This is a genomic window from Mycobacterium sp., assembly GCF_035697385.1.
GTDB lineage: Bacteria > Actinomycetota > Actinomycetes > Mycobacteriales > Mycobacteriaceae > Mycobacterium.
In genome coordinates this window covers 1-11325 of sequence record NZ_DASSCY010000058.1, presented here as the reverse complement: position 1 = coordinate 11325, position 11325 = coordinate 1, and the positions used below count along the sequence as shown (strand labels likewise).

Annotated in this window: 6 protein-coding genes; 2 read left to right on the top strand and 4 right to left on the bottom strand. The window is 66.8% G+C overall.

All coding sequences use genetic code 11. The annotated features are described in order from the left end of the window. A partial coding sequence (locus VFH65_RS05350; RefSeq protein ID WP_353320112.1) for a multifunctional oxoglutarate decarboxylase/oxoglutarate dehydrogenase thiamine pyrophosphate-binding subunit/dihydrolipoyllysine-residue succinyltransferase subunit occupies positions 1 to 3656 on the bottom strand: 3656 nt, incomplete at its 3' end. Positions 3657 to 3858: 202 nt separating this feature from the next. Then, positions 3859 to 4602 carry a hypothetical protein gene (locus VFH65_RS05345; protein ID WP_353320109.1) on the bottom strand — a complete coding sequence of 248 codons (744 nt, stop codon included), beginning with the start codon at positions 4600 to 4602 and terminating at the stop codon, positions 3859 to 3861. Between the two features lie 147 nt (positions 4603 to 4749). Between VFH65_RS05345 and VFH65_RS05340 the strand changes: the two genes are divergently transcribed. Together VFH65_RS05340 and VFH65_RS05335 are read left to right on the top strand one after the other, a co-directional pair. Continuing rightward, positions 4750 to 6060 (top strand): multidrug effflux MFS transporter, encoded by a 1311-nt coding sequence (locus VFH65_RS05340; protein ID WP_414688363.1) that lies wholly within the window; start codon positions 4750 to 4752, stop codon positions 6058 to 6060. 85 nt (positions 6061 to 6145) lie between these two features. Beyond that, complete coding sequence (locus VFH65_RS05335) at positions 6146 to 8320, top strand: MFS transporter (RefSeq protein ID WP_414688362.1); 2175 nt, start codon at positions 6146 to 6148, stop codon at positions 8318 to 8320. Here VFH65_RS05335 and VFH65_RS05330 read toward each other — a convergent pair. Together VFH65_RS05330 and VFH65_RS05325 are read right to left on the bottom strand one after the other, a co-directional pair. Next, positions 8317 to 9663, bottom strand: coding sequence for an FAD-binding oxidoreductase (locus VFH65_RS05330; protein WP_353320108.1), 1347 nt, complete (start codon positions 9661 to 9663; stop codon positions 8317 to 8319). The genes VFH65_RS05335 and VFH65_RS05330 overlap by 4 nt on opposite strands. After that, positions 9660 to 11325 (bottom strand): DEAD/DEAH box helicase (locus tag VFH65_RS05325; RefSeq protein WP_353320107.1); only part of this gene is annotated, 1666 nt, incomplete at its 5' end. The genes VFH65_RS05325 and VFH65_RS05330, both read right to left, overlap by 4 nt.

Here is an 11325-nt window from a genome sequence, read left to right as displayed (position 1 = left end):
ACCTTCGACGAACCCGACGACGGCGCCGACATGGCGCGCCGCGAAATCCGTTTGATGCCAGTCAACTTCTCCGGCAGCACCTCCGGCAGCGCCAGACCGAAGTTCGGCCACGCACCCTGGTTGGCCGGCTCCTCCTGCACCCAGAAGTACTGGTCGGCGTTCGGGTACTGGTCAAGCGTTTCGGCCAGCCGCCGTCGAGGCAGCGGCGCCAGCTGTTCGACGCGCACGATCGCCACGTCGTCGCGCTGATCCTTGTTCTTGCGTGCCACCATCTCGTAGTAGATCTTGCCGCTGGTCAACAAGATTCGCTTCACCTTGTTGCGGTCGCCGTCGCCGTCGGTGTACGTGGGCTCCTCCAGCACCGACCGGAACTTCTGCTCGGTGAAGTCGCGGATGTCGCTCACCGCAGCCTTGTTGCGCAGCATCGACTTCGGCGTGAACACGATCAGCGGCCGGTGGATCCCGTCCAGCGCATGGCGGCGCAGCAGGTGGAAGTAGTTGGCCGGTGTCGACGGCATCGCGATCGTCATCGAGCCCTCGGCCCACAGCAGCAGGAAGCGCTCGATGCGTCCCGACGTGTGGTCAGGTCCCTGACCCTCGTGACCATGCGGCAGCAGCAGCACCACATCCGAGAGCTGTCCCCACTTGGCCTCGCCCGAGCTGATGAACTCGTCGATGATCGACTGCGCCCCGTTGACGAAGTCGCCGAACTGGGCCTCCCACAACACAAGTGCTTCGGGATCGCCGACTGAATAGCCGTACTCGAAGCCCACGGCGGCGAACTCCGACAATGCCGAGTCGTACACCATGAACTTGCCGCCGGTCGGCGTTCCGTCCTGGTTGACCGTCAGCAGCTGCAGCGGCGTGAACTCCTGACCGGTCGTGCGGTCGATCACCACGGAATGGCGCTGGGTGAACGTGCCGCGGCGAGTGTCCTGGCCGGACAACCGAACCGTCTTGCCCTCGGCGATCAACGACCCGAGCGCCAGCAGTTCGGCGAACGCCCAGTCGACCTTGCCTTCGTAGGCCATCTCGCGGCGCTTCTCCAGCACTGGCTTGACCCGCGGATGGACCGTGAAGCCGTCGGGTACGGACAGGAATGCGTCGCCGATGCGGGCCAGCAGCGACTTGTCGACCGCCGTGTTCATTCCGGCGGGCACCATCTGGTCGGATTCCACTGACGCACTGGGCTCGATCTCGTGCTTCTCGAGCTCCCGGACTTCGTTGAACACGCGCTCGAGCTGACCCTGGTAGTCACGCAGCGCGTCCTCGGCCTCTTTCATCGATATGTCGCCGCGGCCGATCAGCGCTTCGGTGTAGGTCTTGCGCACACCGCGCTTGAGGTCGATCGCGTCGTACATGGCCGGCTGCGTCATCGACGGGTCGTCGCCCTCGTTGTGCCCGCGACGGCGGTAGCACAGCATGTCGATGACGACGTCCTTGTTGAACTTCTGCCGGAAGTCCACGGCCAGCTTCGCGACCCACACCGCGGCCTCGGGGTCGTCGCCGTTCACGTGGAAGATCGGCGCGCCGATCATCTTCGCGACGTCGGTGCAGTATTCCGACGACTTTGAATCGAAAGGCGATGTGGTGAAACCGATTTGGTTGTTGACGATGATGTGGATGGTGCCGCCGGTGCGGTACCCGCGTAGCAGGGCCAGGTTCAGAGTTTCCGCCACCACACCCTGGCCCGCGAACGCCGCGTCGCCGTGCAGCATCAGCGGCACGACGGTGAAACCGTCCGGCCCGTCGCCCTTGTCGAGCAGGTCCTGCTTCGCCCGGACCAGCCCTTCCAGCACCGGGTCGACCGCCTCCAGGTGTGACGGGTTGGCCACCAACGACACCTGAATGTCGTTGTCGCCGAACATCTGGATGTAGTTACCGGTCGCGCCGAGGTGGTACTTGACGTCACCGGAGCCGTGCGCCTGCGACGGGTTCAGGTTGCCCTCGAACTCGCTGAAGATCTGCGAGTACGGCTTGCCGACGATGTTGGCCAGCACGTTGAGCCGGCCGCGGTGCGGCATACCGATGACCACCTCGTCGAGCGCATGCTCGGCGCACTGGTCGATCACCGCGTCCATCGTCGGGATGACGGTTTCCGCGCCTTCCAGCGAGAATCGCTTCTGCCCAACGTATTTCGTCTGCAGGAACGTCTCGAAGGCCTCGGCGGCGTTCAGTTTGGACAGGATGTACTTCTGCTGCGCGACGGTCGGCTTGTCGTGCTTGACCTCGACGCGCTCCTCCAGCCACTTCTGCTGCTCGGGCTCGAGGATGTGGGTGTATTCGACGCCGACGTGGCGGCAGTAGGCGTCACGCAGCAGCCCGAGCACGTCGCGAAGCTTCTTGTGCTCGGCACCGGCGAAGCCGTTGACCTTGAACTCGCGGTCCAGATCCCACAGCGTCAGGCCGTGGGTCTGCACGTCGAGGTCCGGGTGGCTGCGGAACCGGCCTTTGTCCAGCCGCAGCGGGTCGATGTCGGCCATCAGGTGGCCGCGGTTGCGGTACGCCGCGATCAGCTCGATGACGCGGGCGTTCTTGTCCTCGATGGAATCGGGGTTGTCGGTGCGCCAGCGGACCGGCTCGTACGGGATGCCGAGTTCGCGGAAGATCTCGTCGAAAAAGTCGTCCGACAGCAGCAATTCGTGCACGGTGCGCAGGAAGTCGCCCGACTCGGCGCCCTGAATGATGCGGTGGTCATAGGTGGACGTGAACGTCACCAGCTTGCCGACGCCGAGCTCGGAGATGCGTTCCTCGCTGGCCCCCTGGAACTCGGCGGGGTATTCCATTGCGCCGACGCCGATGATCGCGCCCTGGCCGCGCATCAGTCGCGGCACCGAGTGCACAGTGCCGATGGTGCCGGGATTGGTCAGCGAAATCGTCACGCCACCAAAGTCTTCGGCGGTCAGCTTGCCGTCGCGCGCACGCCGCACGATGTCCTCGTAGGCGGCGATGAACTGGCCGAACCGCATGGCCTGGGCCTTCTTGATGCCGGCGACGACGAGCTGCCGGTTGCCGTCCTTGCCCTGCAGGTCGATGGCCAGCCCGAGGTTGATGTGTTCGGGGGTTATCGCATTGGGCTTGCCGTCGACCTCGGCAAAATGGCGATTCATGTTCGGGAACTTCTTGACCGCCTGCACCACCGCGTAGCCGATGAGGTGGGTGAACGAGATCTTCCCGCCGCGGGTGCGCTTGAGGTGGTTGTTGATCACGATCCGGTTGTCGATCATCAGCTTGGCCGGGATCGCGCGCACGCTCGTTGCAGTCGGCACCTCAAGAGAAGCCGACATGTTCTTGACGACGGCCGCCGCTGCTCCGCGCAGGACCTGCGCTTCGTCGCCCTCCGCCTGTTTTGGCGCGGGTGCCTTTGCCTGTGCTTTTTCGGGCGCCTTCTCGGGCGCCTTCTCTGGTGCTTTTTCGGGCGCCTTTTCGGCCTGCGGCGCCTTCGCGGGAGCCGCCGCCCCATTGCCCTTCGCGGTCGCAGGTGGCGGCGCGGGCGCTGGTTCTGGCGGCGCAGTTGGCGCGGCCGATGGTTTTCCGTTGCCGCCGGTGCTTCGCGTCTCGGCGGTTGGTTCAGGGGATTCAGGGGAGTAGTCGACTAGGAATTCATGCCAACTGTCGTCTACCGACGAGGGATCCTCGCGGAACTTGCGATACATCTCCTCGACCAACCACTCGTTCTGACCGAATGGTGAAGGTGAGCTCACGGTAGCTACTCGCCTCGATTCTTCGCTTCACGCAAGCGCACTGAAACGCTCGCCACTTTTTGCGGTTACCCGCTCTTTCGCCGCCTAAAGGCTATCGCTCTGGCAACGGGCAGACCATGCCAACGCCCTTATGGTCGTTGTGGTCGTAAAACTGCTAGTTTCGCGGCCCCGGCAGCACGTGCAGAGCGGCGGGCCAGCGCGGCGGCGGATTGCCGAACGCCTTGCGTGCGTTGGCGATGATTCGCTTACCCATCAGCCGGTTTCCCACCCCGCCGACGACGGCGCCGATGCCGACCGGTAGCAACTTGCCGAACGCGATCGCCCCGCGCTTGAGCGCGTAGCGTTTGACGAAGTACTTCATCAGGCGCGAATTCAGCTGCGACACGGCAGGCAGCGGCAACGTCGCCGCTCCGTCGGCGATCCAGGCGCCGCTGGTGCGGCCGGGCCCGATGAGATCTGCGACCGCGTGCTTGCCGTCCTCGCCGACGAGTACCGCCAGTACCATCGCGCGGCGCCGCTCCCGGTGATCGGCGGGGATCCCGTACACCTCGGCGAGCGCGAGCACGTAGACCGCCGTCGCCTCCATGAACACCACTGTCTCGCCGGCGACCGCGGACAGGGCCGCCAACGTGCCGATGCCAGGGATGGCCGCAGCAGAGCCGACCGCCGCACCGCTGGCCATGACCGCGGCGAGGTAGTGCTTCTCGAGCTTCTTGACGACCTCGGCGGGCGCCGCATCGGCATTGTGATCGCGCAGTCGATCGACATACGCCTTCACCGCGGGCGCTTGCACGCGGGCGCCGCGTTCGATGATCTGCGAAAGCACCTTCGCCGTGGCGCCGGGGTTGTCTTCAGTAGTAGCCGGCAGCTGGCTCTTGGCGCTTGACCGAGCGCTCATATGCGGCCCCTCTGTCGTGGTTACGGCTGGCCTTCAGGCTAACGCGTTGTTAACGAACGGGAGCGGGCGGCAGGTGCCCGACAGTGATCGCGCTCACTGTCTGAGAAGCGGGGAAGAAAAAATTGATATGCGGTGCTAACTACGTGCATGGCAGTATCCCCCGACGTGGACCTGACGACCGCCGAATCCCTGACCGCAGGATCGGAGTCGGTGGCGCGTCCGGAGCCAGCGACGGGGGAACCGCCCGGCCGCGTTCGGATGATTGTGGTGCTTGGCGCCGTGGTCGCACTGGGCCCGCTGACCATCGATATGTATCTGCCCGCGCTGCCGCAGATCTCCGATGAACTCGGAGTGTCGTCGTCGGTCGCCCAACTCACGCTCACAGGCACGCTGGTCGGCCTGGCCCTCGGGCAGCTGATCGTCGGCCCGCTGTCGGACTCGCTTGGGCGCCGGCGGCCGCTGATGGCGGGCATCGTGCTGCACATGGTGGCGTCGCTGCTGTGCCTGTTCGCACCGAACATCGCCTTGCTCGGCATCGCCCGCGGCCTGCAGGGCATGGGCGCGGCCGCCGCGATGGTGGTCGCGATCGCCGTCGTCGGTGATCTGTTCGCCGAGTCGACCGCGGCCACCGTGCTGTCGCGGCTGATGCTGGTGTTGGGCGTCGCGCCGGTGGTCGCGCCGTCGCTGGGCGCCGCGGTGCTGCTGAAAGCCTCTTGGCACTGGGTGTTCGCCGCACTGGTCGTGATGGGCGCGGCGCTGCTCTTGGTTGCGGCGCTGGCGTTGCCGGAGACCCTTCCCGATTCGCATCGAAGGCCGCTGAAGGTACGCAGCATCGGTGCCACCTATCTAGAGCTCCTGCGGGACGCCCGATTCATCATCCTGGTGCTGGTCGGCGCGCTCGGCATGTCGGCCTTGTTCGCCTACATCGCGGGCGCGTCGTTCGTGCTGCAGGGCCACTACGGCCTGGACCAGCAGATGTTCGCGCTGGTGTTCGGCGCCGGCGCAGTCGCCCTGATCGGTGCGACGCAATTCAACGTCGTGCTGCTGCGACGGTTCTCGCCGCAGACCATCGTGTTGTGGGCGCTGGTGGCGGCAACTGTCGCCGGGGTGATCTTCGTCGGGCTTGCGGTCGGTCACATCGGCGGGCTCGCCGGGTTCGTGCTGCCGGTCTGGGCGATTCTGGCCCCGATGGGCTTGGTGATTCCCAACGCGCCTGCGGTGGCGTTGAGCCGGCATCCCGACGCCGCGGGGACGTCGGCCGCGCTGCTCGGTGCCGGTCAGTTCGGGCTCGGTGCTGCCGTGGCACCGCTGGTCGGCGCGCTCGGCAACGACGAAGTGGCGCTAGCCTTGGTGATGACAGTCGGCATGGTGATCGCTCTGCTGGCTCTGTTAGCGGTCGGGGTACCGGCCGCCGAAACCAAGGACGACGTCACCGGCGACGCCGCCGAGCCCGCCTGACGCTTTCGCAGGTGACCCCGGACTTGTCGGGGCACTCCCAGGTACGTAGCGTCGGCTGAATCGTTGTTCACTTAGTCGACCCGAGATGTTCGAGACTCTGACTACCCGGCAAGCAAGCCGCGCTCGTGGAGTGCGGCCAGGAATCATCCCCAACAGCGAGAACCCGTGGCACGCGCTGTGGGCGATGTTGGTCGGGTTCTTCATGATCCTGGTCGACGCGACCATCGTCGCGGTCGCCAATCCGGCCATCATGGAGAAGCTGGACGCCAGCTACGACGCTGTCATCTGGGTGACCAGCGCATACTTGCTGGCCTACGCGGTGCCGCTGCTGTTAGCCGGGCGGCTCGGCGACCGGTACGGGCCCAGAAACCTCTATCTGCTGGGCCTGGCCGTCTTCACCGCGGCTTCGCTGTGGTGCGGCCTTTCCGACACCATCGGGATGCTGGTCGCGGCCCGGGTCGTGCAGGGCATCGGCGCGGCGCTGCTGACACCGCAAACGCTGTCGACGATCACGCGGATTTTCCCGGCCGAACGCCGCGGCGTGGCCATGAGCGTGTGGGGCGCGACGGCCGGGGTCGCCACGCTGGTTGGTCCGCTGGCAGGCGGCGTACTTGTCGACGGGCTCGGCTGGCAGTGGATCTTCTTCGTCAACGTGCCGATCGGTGTCATCGGCCTCTGTCTTGCGGTGTGGCTGATCCCTGACCTGCCCACCGAGAAGCCCCGCTTCGACTTGGCCGGCGTGCTGCTGTCGGGCATCGGCATGTTCATGATCGTGTTCGCGCTGCAGGAGGGGCAGGCGCACGACTGGGCGCCGTGGATCTGGGGCACCATCGCAGGCGGCATCGGCTTCGTGGCGGCTTTCGTCATCTGGCAATCGGTGAACAGCAACGAGCCCTTGATTCCGCTCATGATTTTCCGCGACCGCGACTTCTCCTTGTCCAACCTCGGTGTGGCCACGATCGGGTTCGTCGTCACCGCGATGATGCTGCCGGTGATGTTCTTCGCGCAGGCGGTGTGCGGCCTGTCGCCGACACGCGCTGCGCTGCTGATCGCGCCGATGGCTATCGCGACGGGTGTGCTTGCGCCGTTGGTCGGCAGGATCGTCGACCGGTCGCATCCGCGGCCGGTGATCGGTTTCGGCTTCTCGGTGCTGGCGATCGCGATGACCTGGTTGTCGATCGAGATGACCCCGACGACGCCGATCTGGCGGCTGGTGCTGCCGGTGACGGCAACGGGTATCGGCATGGCGTTCATCTGGTCACCGCTCGCGGCCACCGCCACGCGCAACCTGCCCGCCCAGCTGGCCGGTGCGGGTTCAGGGGTTTACAACGGCACCCGCCAGGTGGGGTCGGTGCTGGGCAGCGCAGGTATGGCGGCGTTCATGACTTCGCGGATCGGTGCGGAGATGCCGCAGATGCAAAACCAGGCGCCGCAGGGCGAAGGTTCGGTGACGCGGCTGCCCGCGTTCTTGCACGAACCGTTCGCCGCGGCGATGTCGCAGTCGATGCTGTTGCCTGCCTTCTTCGCGTTGTTCGGTGTCGTCGCCGCGCTGTTCCTGTTGGGCTTCGGGAACCAGAACCTGCAGCGGCTGGTGCCCGCACCGCGTGCCGACGACGTGGACCCTCACGCAGGGCACGCGGTGGAATACGGCGGGGACGACGCTTTCGTCGACGATGACGACTACGTCGAGTACACGATCACCTGGGACGAACCCGAACCCGCCTGGAGCGAACCCGAACCGGTGCGGGCGGTCGATGACGAGGGCGACACCGAGCCGATGCGTTCGCGCGCCGGGCATCTGCTGCATGCTCCGGCAGAGACATGGCATAGCGCGCCGGTCGAGTCGTGGCAGTGGGGGCACCACCCGCCCGAAGGGCAGGGGGACGAGCTCGAAGCCGAACCCGAGCGACCTGAGCCGGCGCCGCCCGACCCGGCTCCGGCCGACCCGCCGGAGCCGCGGCGCGAACAATGGCGCGGCATTCTCGACGAGCTGCTCGGCGATCCGCCTGCCAAACCCGCGGTCGAACCGATCGGCTACGCGCACAACGGATTCCACGTCGACGAAGAGCAACGGTTCCAGCCGCTGCCCCGTGCGCGCCCCGAGCAGCGCGGTGACTACGAGCGCCCAGCACGCCACCAACAGTCCGAGGATCGACCCGAGCCCCGGCAGTTCTGGTTCGAGTCCAACGGCAGGCACTCGCGCGACGACCCCGACGATGCGTCGAGCTACGGCAGACACTCCGCGCCGGGCCGCGACTAGCCGAACAGCACCGCGGGGTTGAGGAATCCCGTCGGGTCGAAGGCGTGCTTCACTGCGCGCATCGCGGCGATGTCGGCGTCCGACCGCGACATCCCGACGTAATCGCGCTTGCGGGTGCCTATGCCATGTTCGGAGCTGACGTTGCCGCCGCTGCCTGCGATCAAGTCCATCATCGGCGAGTACAGCTCGCGCTCCGCATCGGGCCCGCAGCGCAACACGTTCAGGTGCAGGTTGCCCTCGCCAATATGCCCGAACAGCACCGGGATTGCGTCCGGCGCATGCTCGGCGACGAGTTCAGCCGATTCGGTCGCGAACCTGTTGATCGCCGACAACGGCAGTGACACATCGAATTTCAGCGGCGGGCCGTAGACGCCGAGGACCTCGGCCACCGATTCGCGGACCTGCCACAGCCGCTGCTGCGCGTTGACATCGACTCCTACTGCCGGCTCGCCGCACAACTGAACGCCGTCGAGTGCGTCGGCGAGTCGCTCGGTTTGGTCTGTGTCGGCGGCCAATTCGATGAGCATTTGCCATGCGCCCTCGACCGGCGCGGCAACGCCGACGTGCTCGGCGGTGAGCGCGCTGGCGCGCGCGTCGATCAGCTCCAGCGCTGCGATGCCGTCCATATCGCGAAACAACCGCCCGGCCTCCACCATCGCGTCCAGATCAGCGAACCCGCAGATTGCCGTGACACGATGCGTCGGTGTCGGGTGCAGCCGCAGATCCAGCCCGGTGATGACGCCCAGCGTGCCTTCGGCGCCGACGAACAGCGACGTCAGGTCGTATCCCGTGTTGTCCATCCGGACCTGGCTGTGCCTGCGCACCACCGACCCGTCGGGCAGCGCGACGTCGAGTCCGACGACCTGCTCACCCATATTGCCGTAGCGCACGGTGCGTAGCCCGCCGGCGTTCGTCGACGCCATACCGCCCACCGTCGCGGAATCGCGGGCCGCCAGGTCGACACCGAAAACCAAACCGGCCTGCGCCGCGGCGCGTTGCACCGCCCCAAGCGTCACCCCCGCGCCGACCTGGATGCGACGGTCGACGACATCGACTTCGCCGATTTCGGTGAGTCGTTCGGTCGACAGCAGCACGTCGTCGTGTTCGGGCACCGTGCCTGCCACCAGCGAGGTACGCCCGCCCTGCACCGTGACGAACGCGCCGGCGTCGCGGCAGGCCCGCAACACCGCCGCCACTTCATCGGCCGAGCCGGGCCGCACCAGCGCGGCGGCATGACCGCGATAGCGGCCGGTGTGGTCGACGCTGCGGCCATCGAGCACGTCGGGATCGGTGCTGACATGGGCGGTGCCCGCAATCGCGGCCAGCTGGTCCGTCAAGCTCATCCCGACGGTGTATCACACGGTGTGAGCGTCAGGAACGCGCCCAGCTCCACCAGGCGCTCCGGCGTGGACGGCAGGTAGTCGGTCAACGCGTGTGAGCGGACGATGACGCTGAGGTACTTCGCGCGGCTGACCGCCACATTGAGGCGATTCCTGTTGAGCAGGAACGAGATTCCGCGCGGCACGTCGTCAATCGATGACGCCGTCATCGACACGAACACCACCGGCGCCTGCCTGCCCTGAAACTTGTCGACGGTCCCGACCGCGACATCGGGCAGCCCGGCGGCGTCGAAATGCTCTTGCAGCAACAGCACCTGGGCGTTGTACGGCGCCACCACGAGGATGTCGCTTTGGTTGAGGTCGCGGGTGCCGTCCTCGTCGGTCCAAATCGAGCCGAGCAGGCTCTGCGTCTCCGCCACGATCGCCGCCGCTTCCTCAGGGCTGCTGGTGGAGTTGCCGTCGTGCGAGATCGTCAGCACCTCCACACCGGGCGCACGGCCGTCGAGTCGTCGCGCCGCGGTGTGGCTTTCCTCGGAGTGCAACCTGCCCTCGTAGGACAGCCGCGACACCGGCTCGCACACCGCGGGATGCATTCGATACGACCGATCCAGGAAGTAACCGAGTTCCGCGGGCAGTGTCCGGGCGCCGTCAACCAGCCAGCCGAGCGCCGACGCGTCGACCGGTTCGGGGTGGTGGCCCTGGCTGACCTGCGGCAGTTGCTGCGGATCGCCGAGCAGCATCAGGTTGTGTGCCGCTCGCGCCACCGCAATGGTGTTGGCCAGGCAGAACTGGCCGGCCTCCTCGATCACCAGCAGGTCGAGGCTGCGGGCGTCGACCCTGGTGTCGTTCGCGAAATCCCATGCGGTGCCGCCGATTACGCAGCCGGCGTGGTCGCATATGAAGCCCGCGTACGACTTTTCGTCGATTTCCTGCCAGGTGGCGCCGTCGCCGTGTGCCTTCTTGGCGATCCGCGTCGCGTCGACGCCCGCCTTGATGAGTTCGCGAAACAGGTTCTCGACGACGGCATGTGACTGTGCCACCACCCCGACCCGCCATCGCTGGTCGTTGACCATCCCGGCGATGATCTTGGCCGCCGTATAGGTCTTGCCGGTTCCCGGTGGTCCGTGCACGGCCAGGTAGGACGAATCGAGGTCGAGCAGGGCCGCAGTGATGTCGGCAGTGTTGTCACCGGTGTGCGGCAGCGGGGCGCCGCTGCGGGTGCGCGGATGACGGCGCAGCAGGACGTCGGCAATGGCATTGTCGGGCAAGGCCGGAAGGCCCGCGGCCAGGTCGGCGGCGGCGCCGTCGATGGACTCGCGCAGCTTCTTCGTCGCAATGGGCGCACCCGGCGTCAGCGCGAACGGCACCTGCGCAAAAGGTCCGCCCTCCTTCGGCTCCCGCTCGCAGATCGTCACCTCCGTCGGGATGGTCGGGTCGTCGACGGCGATGATCTCGGCGTTGCCCGCGGCCCTTCGGTCGGGATTGTCGGCGAGCCCCGCAGGTGCGGGTGGTTCGTAGAGCGCGTACACGCCCTGCTTGAGCCCGCCGGCGGCCAGCGTGCCGGTGAGCTTCACCCAGCGTTGCGGTTTGCGTGCGCGCGGGGGAAGGTGCCAGTCCTTGACCACCGTTGCGGAGTCGGCCAGGAACACGTCGCTGTTGTCGCCC